The sequence below is a fragment of the Bradyrhizobium pachyrhizi genome (assembly GCF_029714545.1).
Lineage (GTDB): Bacteria > Pseudomonadota > Alphaproteobacteria > Rhizobiales > Xanthobacteraceae > Bradyrhizobium > Bradyrhizobium pachyrhizi.
In genome coordinates this window covers 512,888-530,944 of the sequence record NZ_CP121667.1, presented here as the reverse complement: position 1 = coordinate 530,944, position 18,057 = coordinate 512,888, and the positions used below count along the sequence as shown (strand labels likewise).

Here is an 18,057-nt window from a genome sequence, read left to right as displayed (position 1 = left end):
AATCCGTGGCGAATATTGTGGGCAGCCTCGTCGTTCCACCGGCGCACAACAATGACCATCGGTGGCTATGGGTCCCGGCCCCCGTGCGCAATTGCGCGCCAGGCCGGGACGACACTGAATGTTTGGCGTCGCTTGTGAATAATACGCCCACAAGGGTGACGGGAGGCAATGCATGCAACGCATTGCTAAGGCACGAGCACTTTTCGTCGTCATCATTTTCCGCTTTACTGCCGGCAACAGCCGGGCACGGATCCCTGCGACACAACAAAATGGAGGGACCGCTTGGCATCGGTGGAATTGCGCGGCCTGGTCAAGCGGTTTGGATCGTTTGTCGCGGTTGATGATGTTTCGCTCACGATCGATCATGGCCAGCTGGTCTGCCTGCTTGGGCCGTCCGGCTGCGGCAAGACCACGACGCTGCGGCTGATCGCCGGGTTCCTCGAACCATCCGACGGCGAAATCCGCGTCGGCGAGCGCGTGGTGTCTTCGAAGGCGCGCACGCTGCCGCCCGAGCAGCGCAACATGTCGATGATCTTCCAGAGCTACGCGCTGTGGCCGCATATGACGGTGGCCGAGAACATCGTCTACGGCCTGCGCTTGCGCAAAATGGATCGCGACACCATCGCCAAGAAGCTCGCCGCGATCCTGGTGACCACCAAGCTGGAACCACTGGCGCAGCGCTATCCGGGCGAGCTTTCCGGCGGCCAGCAGCAGCGCGTCGCGCTGGCGCGCGCGCTGATCGTCGGCCCCGAGACGCTGCTGCTCGACGAGCCGCTGTCGAATCTCGACGCCAATCTGCGCGAGGAGATGCGGTTCGAGATCCGCCGCCTGCACGACGAGTATCGCTACACCACGGTCTATGTCACCCACGACCAGTCCGAGGCGATGACGACCGCCGACCTGATCGCGGTGATGAATGCCGGCAAGATCGACCAGCTCGGCGCGCCTGAGGACATCTATGCGCGGCCGGAATCCGAATTCGTCGCGCGCTTCATCGGCGCCGCCAATGTGATCAAGGGCACCGCGCGCGATGCGAACCACGTGGAGTTCGCTGGCGCTACGCTCGAGGTGGTCGGCGCCACGCTGACGGCCGGCCAGAGTGCGCCGGTCGCGATCCGCCAGCATGAGATCCAGCTCGCGACGCGAGCCCCCGCCGCGGAGCAAAATACGCTGAAGGCCGTCGTGACGCGGCAGGTCTATCTCGGCATGAATCGCGACTACATGGTGGAGACTGCTGACGGCACGGCGCTGCGGGTGACCACGCCGACCGAAACCGCGGTCGAGAGAGGCAGCGAGGTCTGGCTGACCTTGCCGGCCGCGCGCTGCCGGGCGCTGAACCGATAACAACAAGAAACGGAGCGACGCGATGCGGAAGCCGATTTCCAGACGCGATGTCCTGAAAGGCTCTGCGGCGCTTGCGGTCGGCACGGTGTTCGCGTCACCGGCACGCGCGGCCGCACCCGCGCCGGTCGCGATCACGCCCGATCTCGTCGCGGCCGCGATCAAGGAAGGCAAGCTAGTGTTCTATTCGTCGATGGACCTGCCGGTCGGCGAAAAGCTCGGCAAGGCGTTCGAGACCGCCTATCCCGGCATCACCGTGCAGATCGAACGTTCCGGCTCGGAGCGGCTGTTCCAGCGCGTGGCGCAGGAATTCGATTCCAACATTCACGCCGCCGACGTCGTCAACAGCGCCGATGCCTCGCATTTCATCCCCTGGAAGAAGAGCGGCTGGCTGATGCCGTTCGTGCCCGAAGACGTCGCGAAACATTTTCCCGACAACTATCGCGACCCCGACGGCATGGCCGTGACCACTCGGCTGTGGCTGTCGTCGATTGCCTACAACACCAACCTGGTGAAGGCGGAGGACGCGCCGAAGAGCTTTGCCGATCTGCTCGACCCGAAATGGGTGGGCAAGATGGTGAAGGGCCATCCCGCCTATAGCGGCACGATCATGACCACCACGTTCCAGATCGTGCGCGAGCTCGGTTGGCCGTATCTGGAGAAACTCGCGAAACAGCGCGTGATGCAGGTGCAGTCCTCGACGGATCCACCGAAAAAGCTCTCGCTCGGCGAGCGCGCCGTGATGGCCGACGGCAATGAATATGGCATCGTGCTCTTGAAGGAAGCCGGACAACCGGTCGAGCCGGTCTATCCGACCGAAGGCACGCCGACGATCTCGGGTCCCACAGGCATCTTCGCCGGCGCGCCACATCCGAACGCCGCAAAGCTGTTCCAGGCCTGGCTGCACACCCGCGAGACCCAGCAATTCTTCGTCGACTTCACCGGCCAATATTCGCTGCACGCCCAGGTGCAGCCGAAGGCCGGCCGGCGCAAGCTTTCCGACATCAAGCTGATGAAAGAGGATCCGGCGGGGGTGGAGGCGATGACCGAAGAGATCAAGACGCGCTATGCGCGACTGTTTCGGGTGTGAGGATGGAGGTCGCCGTCACGCTTTCTTGCCTTGCCCCGCTCGCAGGGGGAGGCCGACGCGCATCGCAAGATGCGCGGCGGGTGAGGGGGACTCTCCGCACGCTGTGCTCGCCGAAGCAGCCCCTCACCCCAACCCTCCAAGAGCAAGCTTCGCTTGTCTCGACCCCGCAAGAGCGGGGCGAGGGAGCTGAGACAGTTCACCGCGGGTCAACATGACAACAACAACCACCTCCCCGGCCTCCCGCCCGCGCATCGACTGGACCCGACCCGTACTGTGGCTGTTCGCGGCGGTGCTCATCCTGCTGATCCTGCTGCCGTTGTCGTGGCTCGCGGTGTTCGCCTTCACCGACAAGGGCCGGCATCCGACGCTGCAAAACTTCGTCACGCTGTTCAGCAATCCCGATTTCCTCGATCCGCTGCTGACGACCGCGATCATCGCGACCACGTCGGCGCTGATCTGCTGCATCGTCGCGGCGCCGATCAGCTGGCTGGTGTCGCGCACCGACATGCCGGGGCGGCAGACCATCCGCGCGCTGGTGACGGCCTCGTTCGTGACGCCGCCGTTTCTCGGCGCGGTCGCCTGGGAATTGCTGGCGGCGCCGAATTCGGGACTGTTGAACCAGCTCTACCGGCTGTTCGCCGGCGAGGATGCCGACCCGCTGTTCAACATCTATTCGATGACCGGGATCATCTTCGTGATCTCCTGCTACACGTTCCCGTTCGTGTTCGTGCTGGTGGCCAATGCGCTCGACACCATGCCGGGCGAGTTGGAAGACGCCTCCGCGATCCTCGGCGGCAATGCCTGGACCACCGCGCGGCGGGTGACGATCCCGCTCGCACTGCCCGCGCTGGTCGCGGGCGCCCTGATCGCGTTCCTGCAGGCGATGACGCTGTTCGGCTCGCCGGCGATCCTGGCGCTACCGGCCGGCTTCCACACCATGACAACCAAGATCTGGAGCCTGTTCCAGTATCCCCCTAAGCTCGAGCTCGCGGCCGCCGCCGCGGTGCCGCTGCTGGTGCTGACCGTCCTGCTGCTGCAGGGCCAGAAGGCGCTGCTCGGCCGCCGCGGCTATTCGGTGATCGGCGGCAAATATGGCGCGCCGCGCCGGGTCGAGTTGCGCGGCTGGCGCTGGGCGGCGCTCGGCTTCTGCCTCCTGGTGCTGCTCAACCCGGTATTCCTGCCTTACCTCGCGCTGCTCAATGCCGCGTTCTCGCCGAACGCGACCACGCTGGTGACGCCGTCGACGGCGACGCTGCACAACATCGTCTTCGTGTTCACCGAGCTGTCTTCGACCCAGCTCGCGCTCAAGAACACCGTGATCCTGGGCACCGCGACCGCGACGATCGGCACCATCCTCGCGCTCGTCATCGCCTATGTCACGACGCGCAAGGTGATCGCGGGCCACCGCGTGCTCGGCTTCCTCGCCACTGCGCCGGTCGCGGTGCCCGGCATCGTGCTCGGCGTCGGCCTGTTCCTGAGCTACACGCGGCCGCCCTTCGTACTCTATGGCACGCTATGGATCCTGCTGCTGGCGTTCCTCACCATCAATTTGCCCTCGGCCTACCAGCAATTGCAGGCGGCGTTCGCGACGATCCATCCCGAGCTCGAGGAGGCGAGCCGCATCCTCGGCGCGACCCGGCTGCAGGCGCTGCGCCAGATCACCGCCCCCTTGCTGCGCACCGGCGTGATCGCGACCTGGTGCTTCATCTTCATCGGCGTGATGCGGGAACTGTCGGCGGCGATCGTGCTGTTCACCTCGCAGACCAAGGTGCTCTCGGTCCTGATCTACGACCTCAACGAAGGCGGCGACCTCGCCGCGATCGCGGTGCTCGGCATCGCGATGCTGGTGATCACCTTCGCCGTGGTGCTGGCGGTGAACCGGATTCCGATGTCCGGCGGGAATGCGGGGGCGAGGCTGCGGAACGGGTAGCTCGCTCTGTCCCCACGGTCGTTGCGAGCGAAGCGAAGCAATCCATCGGTCCGCATACGCGGAGCCACGGATTGCATCGTCGCTTCGCTGCTCGCAATGACGAGGATAGTGAGGACGTCCAATCACCCGCCCATCTGGCAATCGCCACATTCATCCCGATATAGAGCGGAACCCCGCACCATGAGGATCGTGTGACCCAATCCACCAAGACATCGCCCCCCGTCGCGCCGCGCCGGCCGCATTCCTTCACCACCCACGGCATCACGGTGACCGACGACTATGCGTGGATCAAGGATCCGAAATGGCAGGAGGTGCTGCGCGATCCCTCGATCCTCGATCCCGACATCCGGACCTATCTCGAAGCCGAGAACGGCTACACCGAGAGCCTGCTCGGCCATACCGACGCGTTGCAGAAGCGGCTGGTCAAGGAGATGCGCGGGCGGATCAAGGAGGATGATTCCAGCGTGCCGTCGCCGGACGGCCCGTTCGCCTATTTCCGCAAGTTCCGCGAGGGCGGCCAGCACGAGCTGTACTGCCGCACGCCGCGCGACGGCGGCGACGCCCATGTCGTGCTCGACGGCGACGCGCTGGCGAAGGACCACAAATATTTCAAGTTCGGCGGCAGTCGGCATTCCAACGATCACCGCCTGCACGCCTGGAGCGCCGACACCAAGGGCTCCGAATATTTCTCGATCCGGGTGCGCGACTGGGCCACCGGCGGCGATCTCGACGACCTCGTCGAGGAGACCGACGGCGGCGTGGTGTGGGCCGCGGATTCCAAGAGCTTCTTCTACGTCAAGCTCGACGACAATCACCGGCCGATGCAGGTGTGGCGGCACAAGCTCGGCACCAAACAGGCCGACGACATCCTGATCTATGAGGAGCAGGATTCCGGCTGGTTCACCCACCTGCACGAGAGCGCGAGCGGCCGCTTCTGCGTGATTGCCGGCGGCGACCATGAGACCTCCGAACAGCGGCTGATCGATCTCTCCAATCCCGATGCGCCGCCGCGGTTGGTCGCGGCACGGGAGGAAGGCGTGCAATATTCGATCGCCGACCGCGGCGATGAGCTGTTCATTCTGACCAATGCCGACGACGCTATCGACTTCAAGGTCGTCACCGCGCCGCTCACCGCGTCCGAACGCAGCAACTGGCGCGACCTGATCCCGTATCGCGAAGGCGTCTATGTGCTCGACGTCGAGCTCTATGCCGGCCACATGGTGCGGCTGGAGCGCGCCAACGCGCTGCCGGCGATCATCATCCGCGACCTCAACAGCGGCGAGGAGCACGCGATCGCCTTCGACGAGGCGGCCTATTCGCTCGACACCATGGGCGGCTACGAGTTCGACACCACCAATCTGCGGTTTGCTTATTCGTCGATGACGACGCCGTCGGAAGTCTATGACTACGACATGGCGACGCGGACGCGCCGGCTGCGCAAGCGCCAGGAGATCCCGTCCGGCCACAACCCGGCCGACTACGTCACCACCCGCATCATGGCGACCTCGCATGACGGCGCGCAGGTGCCGGTGTCGATCCTGCATCGCAAGGACTTTGTCCGCGACGGCAAGGCGCCGCTCTTGCTGTATGGCTACGGCTCCTACGGCATGGCGATGCCGGCCTCGTTTGCCGCCAACCGGCTGTCGCTGGTCGACCGCGGCTTTGTCTATGCGATCGCGCATATCCGCGGTGGCGCCGACAAGGGCTGGGGCTGGTATCTCGACGGCAAGCGCGAGAAGAAGACCAACACATTCGACGATTTCGCCGCCGCCGGGCGGGCGCTGATCGAGGCGGAATATACCGGTGAGAAGCGCATCGTCGGCCATGGCGGCTCGGCGGGCGGCATGCTGATGGGCGCGGTCGCCAACCGCGCCGGCGAGCTGTTCGCCGGCATCGTCGCCGAGGTGCCGTTCGTCGACGTGCTCAGCACCATGCTCGACGACACGCTGCCGCTGACGCCGCCGGAATGGCCGGAATGGGGCAATCCGATCGAGAGCGAGAAGGATTTCCGCACCATCCTGTCCTATTCGCCCTACGACAATGTCGCGGCCAAGGACTATCCGGCGATCCTGGCGATGGGCGGGCTCACCGATCCGCGCGTCACCTATTGGGAGCCGGCGAAATGGATCGCGCGGCTGCGCGCCACGATGCGCGGCGGCGGCCCGGTGCTGCTGCGCACCAACATGGGCGCCGGTCACGGCGGCGCCTCCGGCCGCTTCAACCGCCTCGACGAGGTCGCGATCGTCTACGCGTTCGCGCTGTGGGCGGTCGGGATGGCGGAGAAAGCGGAGATATAGGGCACCGTAGCCCGGATGAAGCGTAGCGAAATCCGGGAACGATCGCGCCGGCTGCGAGAACCCCGGATTGCGCTTCGCTCCATCCGGGCTACGGGCCGGTTGGCTTGCGCACTCCCTCCCCACCGTCGTCCCGGCGAAAGCCGGGACCCATACCGCGTGATCCATCGAGCAAGGAAGTCGCAGTCCCACGGCATTGCCGGTCTTCGCCAAACTCCTCCCTGTGGCTATGGGTCCCGGCCTTCGCCGGGACGACGGTGGAATGTATGGCGATCGCTTATCAAGCGGACGACGGCGGTGGTTGTGGTGGCTACCGCCCCTTCGCCTTCCGCCACGCCGCGAAATCCTTCAGCGTCTGTTCGTCGGTCGCAGGATAGAGCCCGAAGATGCCGCGGCCGTTCTGGACCTGCTCGGTGACGAAATCCTCGAACGCGGTCATCTCGAAGGTCTCGTCGGCGATCTCGTCGGCGAGATGCGCCGGGATCACGATGACGCCGTCGCTGTCGCCGAGGATGACGTCGCCGGGAAACACCGGCGCATCGCCGCAGCCGATCGGCACGTTGATCTCGATCGCCTGATGCAGCGTGAGGTTGGTCGGCGCGCTCGGACGATGATGAAAGGCCGGGAAGCCGAGCCGCGCGATCTCGGCCGAATCCCGGAAGCCGCCGTCGGTGACGACGCCGGCGCAGCCACGCTTCATCAGCCGCGTCACCAGGATAGCGCCGGCCGACGCTGCGCGCGCATCCTTGCGGCTGTCCATCACCAGCACCGCGCCCACAGGGCAATCCTCGATCGCCTTGCGCTGCGGATGCGAGCGATCGCGGAACACCTCGATCCCGTTCAGATCCTCGCGCGCCGGCATGTAGCGCAGCGTGAAGGCCTCGCCGACCATGGTCGGCTGATCCGGGCCGAGCGGATGAACGTCCTGGATCATCTGGATGCGCAAGCCGCGCTTGAACAGCGCGGTCGCGACCGTCGCGGTGGAGACAGATTTCAGCTTGTTGCGGGTGGTGTCGTTGAGTTTTGACATGATGCTTTGTCCCCGGCTGTCATTCCGGGCACGCGAAGCGTGAACCCGGAATCTCGAGGTTCCGGGTTCACTTCGCGCCCCGGAACGACGGTGTGATGAACTAATAAATCGACGGCTCGCCGACCGGCTTGCCAAAACCGGACTCGAGGAAATCGAAGTCGCAGCCCTCATTGGCCTGCTTGATGTGCTTCGAGAACATCCAGCCATAGCCGCGCTCGAAGCGCTGCTCGGGCTGCTTCCATTCGGCGCGGCGCCTGGCCAGCTCTGCCTCCGGCACATCGAGATTGATGGTGCGCGCGGCGACGTCGAGCGTGATGCGGTCGCCGTTTCGCACCAGCGCCAGCGGGCCGCCGATATAGGATTCCGGCGACACGTGCAGGATGCAGGCGCCGTAGCTGGTGCCGCTCATGCGCGCGTCCGACAGCCGCACCATGTCGCGCACGCCCTGCTTCACCAGCTTGGTCGGGATCGGCAGCATGCCCCATTCCGGCATGCCCGGCCCGCCCTGCGGGCCGGCATTGCGCAGGATCAGCACGTGATCGGCCGTGACGTCGAGATCGGGATCATCGACCGCCTTCTTCATCGACGGATAGTCGTCGAATACCAACGCAGGCCCGGTGTGCTTGAGGAAACGCGGATCGCAGGCGCTTGGCTTGATGACGCAGCCATCGGGCGCGAGATTGCCCTTCAACACCGCGAGCGCGCCTTCCTTGTAGATCGGGTTGTCGACGGTGCGGATCACGTCGTCATTGTGCACCTCGGCGCCATCGATGTTCTCGCCGAGCGTCCTGCCGGTGACGGTGATGCAGTCGAGATGCAGATGCGGCTTGATCCGGTTCATCAGACCGGGCAGCCCGCCGGCATAGAAGAAATCCTCCATCAGATAGAGGTCGCCGCTCGGCCGCACATTGGCAATCACAGGTACCTTGCGGCTCGCGATCTCGAAATCGTCGAGCGAAATGTCCTGGCCGGCGCGGCGCGCCTGCGCGATGAGGTGAATGATGGCGTTGGTCGAGCAGCCCATCGCCATCGCGACCGTGATCGCGTTCTCGAAGGCCTTGCGGGTCTGGATCTTCTGCGGGGTCAGATCCTCCCACACCATCTCGACGATGCGGCGGCCGGCCTCCGAGCTCATGCGGATGTGGTTGGCGTCGGCCGCGGGGATCGACGAGGCGCCCGGCAGCGTCATGCCGATCGCTTCCGCGATCGCCGTCATCGTCGAGGCCGTGCCCATGGTCATGCAGGTGCCGTAGCTGCGGGCGATGCCGGCCTCCATGTCGACCCAGTCCTTGTCGGAGATCTTGCCGGCGCGGCGCTCGTCCCAGTATTTCCAGGCGTCCGAGCCGGAGCCCAGGGTGCGGCCCTTCCAGTTGCCGCGCAGCATCGGTCCGGCGGGCAGGTAGATCGCCGGCAGGTTCATGCTGGTGGCCCCGAGCAGCAGGCCGGGCGTGGTCTTGTCGCAGCCGCCCATCAGCACCACGCCGTCGACCGGATGGCCGCGCAGCAGTTCCTCGGCATCCATCGCCAGCATGTTGCGGTAGAGCATCGTGGTCGGCTTCAACAGCGATTCCGACAGCGACAGCGCCGGCAGCTCGAGCGGAAAGCCGCCGGCCATCAGCACGCCGCGCTTGACGTCGTCGACCCGGCTCTTGAAATGCATGTGGCAGGGCTGCGCATCCGACCAGGTGTTGATGATCGCGATCACCGGCCGGTCGCGCCACTCTTCCGGCGCGTAACCCATCTGCATCGCCCGCGATCTGTGGCCGAAGGCGCGCAAATCGTCGGGCGCAAACCAGCGCGCGCTGCGCAATTGATCCGGGGTCTTGTTCTTCTTCGTCATCGCCATTGTCTCGATGTCATGGGTCTCGACATTGCTCGCACGCGCGCGGTTCGGGCGCGCCTGCCCTGCGTCAGGCATATACTCGATTTTCTGACGTGTCGTCCCGCGCCCGGCGCAGACGTGCCGTTCGCTCAACGTGCGCCGCACAGGCTCCGCAATGTGGCGATCGGAACGTAAACCGGCCGTGGCCTACTTTTGCTGCGCCGTCATCACGATGCGGACCAGATCGGCGGCGTTGCGCGCGCCGAGCTTCTTCATGATGTTGGCGCGGTGATCCTCGATCGTGCGCGGGCTGATGCCGAGGTGGCGCCCGGCCTCCTTGTTGGAGGCGCCCGCGGTGAATTGCTCGAGCACCTCGCGCTCGCGGCGGGTCAGCGGCTCGCGACCCGGGAAATGCAGCGCGGCGATCCGCGACGCCGAGGTCTCGGCCTGGCGCCTGGTGTAGGCGTCGATCGCCTCGTTAAGACGGCTCACGATCTCGTTGCCGCGGAACGGCTTCTCGATGAAGTCGAGCGCGCCGTTCTTGATGGCGCTGACCGCCATCGCGATGTCACCCTGACCGGAGATCATGAAGATCGGCGCCGGATAATCCTCGCCATGCAGCTCCCTCAGGATATCGAGGCCGGATTTGCCGGGAATATGCACGTCGAGCAGGATGCAGGCCGGTGTCCTGCTGCGCGCCACCGCGAGCAGCGCCGCGCCGTCCGCAAAGCAGATCACCTTGTAACCAGCGGTCGACAGGACCACTGAAAGCGTCTCGCGAACGGCAGGATCGTCGTCGACTACAAAAATTTCCCCGCGCGGAGCGCCATTCTCAACCATATGCATCGTCCATTAGTGGTGAAACGTGCTGCCCTGACCGCACAAGAACTAACTCGACCATCTCGATCAATGGACCCGTATTTGTACGGGACGTCCGCTTAACGCACAAGTAGCACCGCGTTCCCTAAAAGTGGGGGGGCAGTGGAGAAACATGCATGGAAAATGCAGCGTCGGACCGCGTTGCGGCGCGCTTGGACGAGGGCAATGATCCCTGCGGTCTGATCGTGACGGACTTGGTCGCGCTGATTGGCCATGTCCAGGCGAGCCTGCAGCTGATCGAAGCGGCGATTGCGCGAGAGGCCTTGCTGGCCGCGCGGCAGGCCGACGCCGACACCGTCGTTCTCGACGACGTTACCCCGCGCTACCTCACTGCATCCACCGCCCTGAAGGCATGCGATGCCGGCCTCGGCACGGCGCTCGACCGCCTGCGCGATTCCGGGGCAGCAGCGCGTCTGCTGAACTGACCCGCCGCCACGACAGGTTCGGCCCAATCACCTCGACTGTCCCGACGACGCCCAACCCATCAGTCGACGATCTGTTCCACGCATCGTCCGGATTGGCCGCGGGCCTTGCCCGCCCGGTCGGATCAGGTCGTCCTGACGTCAGGCCCTGGCCCGCTCTTCGTCCGCGGACGATCGCCGTTTGCTCGGCTTGCCCTTGAGAAAGCTGACGTCCATTTCGGTGCCGTTGACGCGGACCAGTTCGCAACGGCGATAGGCAAGTCCGGTCGAGGACAGCAGGAGGAAAAACTCCTTCAGGTTGAGCCCCTGAATGGAACCTTCGACGGTCAGCGAGGCATCGGTGTCGGAGATGGCATTGAGCTGGCAGTCACGCCGCCAGGTGCCGTCGATGGCCATGATGCAGACGTCGACACCCCGGCTGAAGGTGACCCGCTCAATGGATTTGCCGTCCTCGGTCATTGCTCAATATCCGACCGCCATGGCAGGCTTCGGCATGGCGAGCACGCCCCGCACCCCGCTCGGCCGGTACAGGCCGCGCCGCTCGGGAATCGGCTTGAACGTGTCGGTCAGGCCGACCACGGTTTCGGCGGCGCCCAGCACCAGGAAGCCGTCGGCCTCCATCAACCGGGCGAGACGGTTGAAGATATTGATCTTGGTGTCCTGATCGAAATAGATCAGCACGTTGCGGCAGAAGATCACGTCGAACGAGCCGAGCTGGGAGAAATCGTGCAGCAGATTGAGCTGGCGGTGCTGGACCATCGCGCGCAACTCGGGATTGACCTGCCAGAATTCACCCGACTGCTTGAAGTACTTGACCAGCATCTGGATCGGCAGTCCGCGTTGCACCTCGAACTGGCTGTAGATGCCGGCCTTCGACTTCTCCAGCACCTCCTGCGACAGATCGGTCGCGATGATCTCGACGCGCCATCCGGCAAGCGCCGCGCCCATTTCCTTCAGGCACATCGCCAGCGAATAGGGCTCCTGGCCGGTCGAGCCGGCGGCGCACCAGATCCGGACGCTACGGCGCGTGGCGCGTGCCTTCAGCATCTCCGGCATGATGGTGTCGCGGAAGTGCTCGAACGGCACCTTGTCGCGGAAGAAGAACGTCTCGTTGGTGGTCATGGCCTCGACCACCTGGACGGTGTGCGTGGACGAGCCCGCCTTGATCTTGGCGACCAGGTCGGGGATGCCGGACAGGCCGCTTTTGCGCGCCAGCGGCAGCAGGCGGCTCTCGATCAGATATTGCTTGTCCGCGGACAGATCGAGACCGGACTGGTCCTTCAGGAGCTTACGCAGATACTCGTAGTCGGGGGGCGTCACGGGAGCCTCACAAGGGACTGAATGGTGAAACTGGGTGTCAGGCTTCGGCCGACGCGTCGAGCGCCAGCAGACCCACTTCCTGGAATTTCGCGATCACGATGTCCTTGTCGAACGGCTTCATGATGTATTCGTTGGCGCCGGCATGCAGCGCCCGCGAGATGTGGTCGATGCCGTTCTCGGTGGTGCAGAACACGACCTTGGGCTGATCGCCGCCGGGCATGCGACGGAGCTGCACGAGGAATTCGAAGCCGTCCATCACGGGCATGTTCCAGTCGAGCAGGACCGCATCCGGCAGCGCGCGCTTGCAGGCCTCGAGCGCGACCGCGCCGTCCTCGGCCTCGATGACGGTGAACTCCATTCCTTCGAGGATGCGGCGCGCGATCTTTCGCACCACGCCGGAATCGTCGACGACGAGACATGTCTTCATGTGTTGGCCTCCTTGTGGAATCCACCGTCTCCGCGGTGGAGTGTTACGCTGCAGCAGCTGTTTTGGGCACCAGTTCGAGCACGCGATCGACGTCGAGGACGACCATGAGCTGGCCGTCGAGGCGGTGGACGCCGCCGGCGAGCTTGGCCATGCGGGGATCGAGGTTGACCGGGTTGTCCTCGCGGCTGTCGTCGGGCAGCCGCAGCACCTCGCCGATCTGGTCGATCAGCAGGCCATAGGATTCGCCGCGCTGGTCGACGCCGACCGCCATCGGCAGCTGGCCGTCATCGGCCTTCGGCAGCCCGAGCCGGGCGCGCATGTCGACCACGGTGACGATCCGGCCGCGCAGATTGAGCACGCCGGCGATCTCGCTGGAGGCCAGCGGCACCCGCGTCAGCCGCTCCGGCATGAACACGTCCTGCACCCGCGAGATCGGCAGGCCGAACAGCTGCCCGCCGATCACGGCGGTGACGTATTCGGCCATCGCGCCTTCGCTTGTCTCGGTCTTGCTGGTCATCAATCCTTGTCCTTATCCCGTGTCATGCCGCCCGGCGCAGTTCGGCGGTCTGCTCTTTCAGCGCCGCGATCAGCCCGGGACGGTCAAACTTGGCGACATAGTCGTGGAAGCCGGCCTGCCGGCCGCGCTCGATCGCCGCCGGCGACACCATCGCCGACAGCGCGATGATCGGCAGCCCGATCAGATTGTGGTCGCTTCGGATGTTCTCGGCGAACTCGAAGCCGTTCATCTCGGGCATCTCGATGTCGGTCAGCACGACGTCGAAGGCCTGTCCCGAACGCAGCGCGGCGAGCCCTTCCTGCGCGCCGCCCGCGGTCCTGACCTTGTAGCCGGCGGCCTTCAAGACCGGCGCCAGCATGTTGCGGAAGAACGCTGAGTCATCGACCAGCAGCACCGACTGCGCCGAGGCCGACGGGCGCATCTCCTTGCGCGAGAACCAGTCGGCGAACGCCATCGGCAGGAAGTGGCCGACGTCGATCACCTCGGTGGCCTGGCCCTTGATCACGGCCGAGCCCAGAATGCCGTCCTGCGAACCCGCGACCTCGATGTTGAGCCGCTCCTCGACGATGTCGATGATCTCGTCGACCACGAGCCCCATCGAGCGGCCGTCGTCAGCGAACACCAGGATCGGCTGCGAACCCTGCGACTGCACCTCGACCCCGGCCATCTGCACCAGCGGCATCAGCTGCTCGCGGTACTGCACCATGTAGCGGCCGTTCGAGAGCTCGATCTTGTCGGTTGCGATCTCCTCCAGCCGGGTGACGAGGCCGAGCGGCACCGCCTTGGGCTGCGCGGAGCCGGCGCGGAACACCAGCAGCGAGGTCAGCTGCTCGCCGCTCGCCGCATGGGCGTTCGCATTGTCGTCGGCCAGGTCATGGGCCGAGGAGCCGGACGCGCCCAGCGCTTTTGCGATGCCGTTGGGGTCGATGATCATGATCACGGCGCCATCGCCCAAAATGGTGTTGCCGGAGAACATGTCGATGTGCCGCAGTTTTGTGGACATCGGCTTGACCACGATCTCCTCGGTGTGGAACACGCCGTCGACCACGATGCCGAAGGTCTGGCTGCCCACTTGAGTGACCACGATGAAGCCGTTCTCGGCGTCGGTTGTGGTCGCGCCGTCGTCGATCTTGAGCAGCTTCTTGAGGTGGATCAGCGGCAGCAGCTTGTTGCGCAGGCGCAAGACCGCGGTGTCCTTGATGCGCTCGATGCGGTGCTCGGAGTTGGCGCGGGCGCGCACCAGCTCGACGACAGACAATTGGGGAATCGCAAAGCGGTCGCCGCCGGCTTCCACGATCAGGGCGGAGACGATCGCAAGGGTCAGCGGGATCTTGATGGTGACGGAAGCACCCTCGCCGGCCACGCTCTTGATGTCGATGGTGCCGCCGATCTGGTCGATATTGGTGCGCACCACGTCCATGCCGACGCCGCGGCCCGACACCGAGGTGACCTGGGCGGCGGTCGAGAAGCCCGGCGCGAAGATGAACTTGTGGATCTGGGCCTCGGTCATCTTCTCCAGCTCGGCCTCGGTGACGAGACCGTTCTGGAGCGCCTTGGCCTTGATCCGCTCGGTGTTGAGCCCGCGGCCATTGTCGGCAATGCAGATGATGATGTGGCCGCCCTCGTGATAGGCGGACAGGCGAATGGTGCCCTGTTCTCCCTTGCCGGCGGCGACCCGCTCGGCGGTGGTCTCGAGCCCATGATCGGCGGAGTTGCGCACCATGTGCGTCAACGGATCCTTGATCAGGTCGAGCACCTGGCGGTCGAGCTCGGTGTCGGCGCCGTGCATCTCGAGCTCGATCTGCTTGCCGAGTTCGCCGGAGAGGTCGCGGACGATGCGCGGCAGCTTCTGCCAGGCATTGCCGATCGGCTGCATGCGCGTCTTCATGACGCCTTCCTGCAGCTCGGCGGTGACGTTGGAGAGCCGCTGCAAGGGCACCTTGAACTCGGTGTCCTCGTTGCGGCGGGAGATCTCCAGCAGCTGGTTGCGGGTCAGGACCAGCTCGGAGACCATGGTCATGAGGTGTTCGAGGGTGTCGACATTGACCCGGATCGACTGGTTGGCGATCTTGTCGCCTTCCTGAACGTCCTCACCGGCGGCCTTGCGGGCCGGCTTCTTTGCAGCCTCAGCCGGCTCGGCGGCGGGAGCCGCAGCGGCAGGCTTCACGACCGGCGCCGGTGCGGCGACTTCGGTCTCGGTCTCGCGGAAGGCGCGCTCGAGCTCGTCGAGCGAGACCTCGCCCGGACGCAGCGGACGCTCCAGCGTCTGCACCACCAGCGTGCCATCGGTCATTGCCGCCTGCACGGACGGGGCTTCGACGACCGGCACGTCTTCTTCAGCAGCAACTGCCATCGCCGCCATGCCGTGCTCGACCATGGCCTCGAGCTGATCGATCAGATCGCGGTCGTTGCCTTCAGGCTCGGCCTCGGTCGCCTCGAGCCCTGCAAGGATCTCCTTGATGCGGTCGATCGAGGACAGGATCAGCGTCACGGCTTCCGCCTTCACCGGCATGCCGTCGCGGAATTTGCCCATCAAGGTCTCGCCGGCATGCGCCAGCGCCTCGAGCCGCGGCAGCCCGAGGAAGCCGCAGGTGCCCTTGATGGTGTGCACTAGCCGGAAGATGTTATCCAGGATCTTCGCGTTGTTCGGATCCTGCTCGAACTGCACCAGCTGGTTGTCGACCGTATCCAGGCTCTCGCTGCTCTCCGTCAGGAACTCGCGCAACAGATCGTCCATGGATAGGTCCCCTCAAGGTGCTACGGAACACTCGCCTTGCATCGATAACTGGGCCGGCTTCACGGCGACGTTAATTTTGCCGTCCGTGCAAATACGGACGATGAAGCCCTTCTGCAGTTCGACGACGCATCACGACATCACGGCCGGTCTCACGAGGACAGGCCTTACCACCCGGACGGGAAAGAGCCCGTTCCACCAGTCATCGCAATTTGAACTAATTGGAATCGAGGACCGCTAAGTCTTGCGAAACGTTCGCGACATGCCGATCGCTTGCATCCGAACGCGATCGCTCATTGGTTGAACCGGGCGGGATGGCTAAGCGCAGCCAAAGAAAAGGCGGCGGAGTTTCCTCCGCCGCCTCGATAGTCGATGTCTGTCGCGGCTACGCTTAGCGGAGCAGCTGCAGCACGCTCTGCTGCGACTGGTTGGCCAGCGCCAGCGCGGACACCGCGATCGACTGGCGGGTCGACAGCGCCTGGCTGTTGGCCGCTTCCTCGTTGGTGTCGGCCAGCGTCAGGTTGGACGAGCCGGTCTGCAGCACGTTGATCAGGTTCTTCGAGAAGTCCTGGCGGATCTGCACGATCGACAGGTTCGAACCGAGGGTCGAAGCCTGGGTGCGCAGCAGGCCGCTCGCGTTGTTCAGCGTCTTCAGCGTGGCGTTGGCCGAAGCGTTGTCCACGAAGTCCGTGCCGGCGGTCAGCTTGGTGAGGTTGAGGCCGGTGGCGTCGAAGGTCACGCCCTGGATCTTCAGCGTCGAGGAGCCCGTCTCGTTGAAGGTCAGCTTGAGCTGATCGCCATTGAGCAGGTTGATGCCGTTGTACGACGCGTCCTGGGCGGTCGTGGTGATCTGGTCCAGGATGTTGTTGTACTGGTTGACCAGGTTGGCGCGGTTCGCCAACGCAGTCGGGTCCTGCACCGGAGCGCTGCCCGTGAGGCCGTTGAACAGCTTGCCGGCGCCGGCCGCCGTGCCGCCGATCGTGCCGATGGTCGCCGAAGCGGCATCGTTGGTGGTGCTGATGGTGAGCGCACCGGCCGCACTGAGCGAGGCCTGCAGGTTGTTGGCCGCCAGCGCGGCGTTCAGGTCGTTGAGGGACTTCACCTTGCCGGCACCGGTGCCGAAGGTGATGTTGGTCGCAGTGCCGTTGCCGGTCGCGCCGATGGTCAGCGTGAGGGTGTCCAGCGCGCTCGCGCCGGCCGTGCCGTTTGCGGTCGCCGTCGCACCGGCCGGGAGGCCGAGCTGTGTCGCGTCGCCCGAGCTGAACGTACCGACCGTGAGCGAGTCCGCGGCGCCGGCGGTGTTGGTGCTGGTCAGGACCAGCTTGCCGGTGCCGTCGATCGAGGCGGCGACCTTGGCGCTGGCGCCGACCTGCGTGTTGATGGCGTCGCGAACCTGGGTGGCGGAGTAGTTCGTGCCCGAGTTCAAGGTCACAGTCTGGCTGTTGATCTGGAACGTCAGGTTCGCGCCGGCCGCGGTGAGGTCGATGCCGGTATAGGCGGCGGTGCTGGTGAGGGTCGCATTGGTCGGGGTCGCGGTGCCGAGAAGGTTGTCGGCGGTCGCGCCGGGGATCGCGGCGGTCGTCACCGACGACTTCGCGGAATAGCCGACCGCAGCCTGCAGGGCCTGGTTGGCGACCGACTTGGCGCTGTCGACGAGCTTCTGCAGCGAGGTGATGCCGGTGTTGGCGGCCTGCAGTACCTGCACGCCGTTGCCGATGCCGTCCAGCAGGTTGTTGATGTCGCTGGCGCGGTTGTCGAGCGACTGCGCCGTGAAGAAGTTGGTCGGATTGTCGAGCGCAGTGTTGACCTTCTTGCCGGTGGACAAGCGGTTCTGCGTGGTGGCGAGCAGGTCAGCGGTCGACTGCAGCGAAAGCAGATTTTGACGGACCGATGCCGAAAGAACGATGCCGGACATACTGGATACCCTTCTGGATGAACACGATTGACGCGACGCCGTAAATTTCGCACGGCGACCCACGCCACACTGGTCCGTCGGCGCTACCCGTTCGTTAAAGGGCTGGTCCGTACAAATACCCAGGACGGCCTTGCCGGTGATTCGACGGGCGGCCGGCGCGATGGCTGGCCCCGGCAGCGCGCGGTCGGCGCCGGACCGACGTCATGGCCCTGAATTTCCTGCGCATGTGCAGGACTTGCGACATCCCGGCGCGGCCGGCCCGGCGCGTCGATAGCCGGCGTTGCAAGCCACCACGATGCCAAGTCCGGCGAGGAACAGAGTTAATGGAAATCAACA

14 protein-coding genes are annotated in these 18,057 nt (G+C 65.2%); 5 read left to right on the top strand and 9 right to left on the bottom strand.

Annotation, left to right across the window (positions count from 1 at the left end; translation table 11 throughout):
- Positions 1 to 291: 291 nt before the first annotated feature.
- The 4 genes from QA639_RS02465 (at position 292) to QA639_RS02450 (ending at position 6,658) form a co-directional block, all read left to right on the top strand.
- Positions 292 to 1,344, top strand: a complete 1,053-nt coding sequence (locus QA639_RS02465) for an ABC transporter ATP-binding protein (RefSeq protein ID WP_283090717.1) — start codon at positions 292 to 294, stop codon at positions 1,342 to 1,344.
- Between the two features lie 22 nt (positions 1,345 to 1,366).
- Positions 1,367 to 2,431: a substrate-binding domain-containing protein gene (locus QA639_RS02460; RefSeq protein WP_157348850.1), complete on the top strand. Its 1,065-nt coding sequence runs from the start codon at positions 1,367 to 1,369 to the stop codon at positions 2,429 to 2,431.
- A gap of 211 nt (positions 2,432 to 2,642) precedes the next feature.
- Positions 2,643 to 4,361, top strand: a complete 1,719-nt coding sequence (locus QA639_RS02455; RefSeq protein ID WP_283089097.1) for an ABC transporter permease — start codon at positions 2,643 to 2,645, stop codon at positions 4,359 to 4,361.
- A gap of 191 nt (positions 4,362 to 4,552) precedes the next feature.
- The gene (locus tag QA639_RS02450; RefSeq protein ID WP_283089096.1) at positions 4,553 to 6,658 is read left to right on the top strand and encodes a S9 family peptidase; all 2,106 of its coding nucleotides are present in this window, start codon (positions 4,553 to 4,555) and stop codon (positions 6,656 to 6,658) included.
- Positions 6,659 to 6,965: 307 nt separating this feature from the next.
- On the opposite strand, the gene QA639_RS02445 is transcribed toward QA639_RS02450, so the two are convergent.
- The 3 genes from QA639_RS02445 to QA639_RS02435 all read right to left on the bottom strand — a co-directional run bounded on the left by QA639_RS02445 (position 6,966) and on the right by QA639_RS02435 (position 10,347).
- Positions 6,966 to 7,685 carry a ribonuclease activity regulator RraA gene (locus QA639_RS02445; RefSeq protein ID WP_157348848.1) on the bottom strand — a complete coding sequence of 240 codons (720 nt, stop codon included), beginning with the start codon at positions 7,683 to 7,685 and terminating at the stop codon, positions 6,966 to 6,968.
- Positions 7,686 to 7,785: 100 nt separating this feature from the next.
- A complete protein-coding gene (gene araD / locus QA639_RS02440; protein WP_050383646.1) occupies positions 7,786 to 9,525 on the bottom strand; it encodes an L-arabinonate dehydratase in 1,740 nt (579 codons plus the stop codon).
- Between the two features lie 189 nt (positions 9,526 to 9,714).
- The gene (locus QA639_RS02435) at positions 9,715 to 10,347 is read right to left on the bottom strand and encodes a response regulator transcription factor (protein ID WP_018269422.1); all 633 of its coding nucleotides are present in this window, start codon (positions 10,345 to 10,347) and stop codon (positions 9,715 to 9,717) included.
- Positions 10,348 to 10,502: 155 nt separating this feature from the next.
- On the opposite strand from QA639_RS02435, the gene QA639_RS02430 reads away from it, so the two are divergent.
- A complete protein-coding gene (locus QA639_RS02430) occupies positions 10,503 to 10,811 on the top strand; it encodes a hypothetical protein (protein WP_157348847.1) in 309 nt (102 codons plus the stop codon).
- Between the two features lie 138 nt (positions 10,812 to 10,949).
- Here QA639_RS02430 and QA639_RS02425 read toward each other — a convergent pair whose 3' ends face one another.
- The 6 genes from QA639_RS02425 to QA639_RS02400 all read right to left on the bottom strand — a co-directional run bounded on the left by QA639_RS02425 (position 10,950) and on the right by QA639_RS02400 (position 17,721).
- Positions 10,950 to 11,267, bottom strand: a complete 318-nt coding sequence (locus QA639_RS02425; RefSeq protein WP_028338017.1) for a hypothetical protein — start codon at positions 11,265 to 11,267, stop codon at positions 10,950 to 10,952.
- 3 nt (positions 11,268 to 11,270) lie between these two features.
- Positions 11,271 to 12,128 (bottom strand): CheR family methyltransferase, encoded by an 858-nt coding sequence (locus tag QA639_RS02420; protein ID WP_028338016.1) that lies wholly within the window; start codon positions 12,126 to 12,128, stop codon positions 11,271 to 11,273.
- Positions 12,129 to 12,165: 37 nt separating this feature from the next.
- Entirely contained in the window at positions 12,166 to 12,555 is a 390-nt protein-coding gene (locus tag QA639_RS02415; protein ID WP_018269419.1) for a response regulator, read from the bottom strand.
- A 43-nt stretch (positions 12,556 to 12,598) separates the two neighbouring features.
- Complete coding sequence (locus QA639_RS02410; protein WP_283089095.1) at positions 12,599 to 13,072, bottom strand: chemotaxis protein CheW; 474 nt, start codon at positions 13,070 to 13,072, stop codon at positions 12,599 to 12,601.
- Between the two features lie 22 nt (positions 13,073 to 13,094).
- Entirely contained in the window at positions 13,095 to 15,809 is a 2,715-nt protein-coding gene (locus tag QA639_RS02405; RefSeq protein ID WP_283088106.1) for a hybrid sensor histidine kinase/response regulator, read from the bottom strand.
- A gap of 388 nt (positions 15,810 to 16,197) precedes the next feature.
- Complete coding sequence (locus tag QA639_RS02400; protein ID WP_157348973.1) at positions 16,198 to 17,721, bottom strand: flagellin N-terminal helical domain-containing protein; 1,524 nt, start codon at positions 17,719 to 17,721, stop codon at positions 16,198 to 16,200.
- Between the last annotated feature and the right edge of the window lie 336 nt (positions 17,722 to 18,057).

What these genes read in the sequence shown, in the direction of transcription:
- QA639_RS02430 (WP_157348847.1), top strand. Translation starts at nt 10,503, where the DNA reads ATGGAAAATGCAGCGTCGGACCGCGTTGCGGCGCGCTTGGACGAGGGC.
- QA639_RS02410 (WP_283089095.1), bottom strand. Translation starts at nt 13,072, where the DNA reads ATGACCAGCAAGACCGAGACAAGCGAAGGCGCGATGGCCGAATACGTC.
- QA639_RS02405 (WP_283088106.1), bottom strand. Translation starts at nt 15,809, where the DNA reads ATGGACGATCTGTTGCGCGAGTTCCTGACGGAGAGCAGCGAGAGCCTG.
- QA639_RS02435 (WP_018269422.1), bottom strand. Translation starts at nt 10,347, where the DNA reads ATGGTTGAGAATGGCGCTCCGCGCGGGGAAATTTTTGTAGTCGACGAC.
- QA639_RS02415 (WP_018269419.1), bottom strand. Translation starts at nt 12,555, where the DNA reads ATGAAGACATGTCTCGTCGTCGACGATTCCGGCGTGGTGCGAAAGATC.
- QA639_RS02400 (WP_157348973.1), bottom strand. Translation starts at nt 17,721, where the DNA reads ATGTCCGGCATCGTTCTTTCGGCATCGGTCCGTCAAAATCTGCTTTCG.
- QA639_RS02425 (WP_028338017.1), bottom strand. Translation starts at nt 11,267, where the DNA reads ATGACCGAGGACGGCAAATCCATTGAGCGGGTCACCTTCAGCCGGGGT.
- QA639_RS02445 (WP_157348848.1), bottom strand. Translation starts at nt 7,685, where the DNA reads ATGTCAAAACTCAACGACACCACCCGCAACAAGCTGAAATCTGTCTCC.
- QA639_RS02455 (WP_283089097.1), top strand. Translation starts at nt 2,643, where the DNA reads ATGACAACAACAACCACCTCCCCGGCCTCCCGCCCGCGCATCGACTGG.
- QA639_RS02460 (WP_157348850.1), top strand. Translation starts at nt 1,367, where the DNA reads ATGCGGAAGCCGATTTCCAGACGCGATGTCCTGAAAGGCTCTGCGGCG.
- araD (WP_050383646.1), bottom strand. Translation starts at nt 9,525, where the DNA reads ATGACGAAGAAGAACAAGACCCCGGATCAATTGCGCAGCGCGCGCTGG.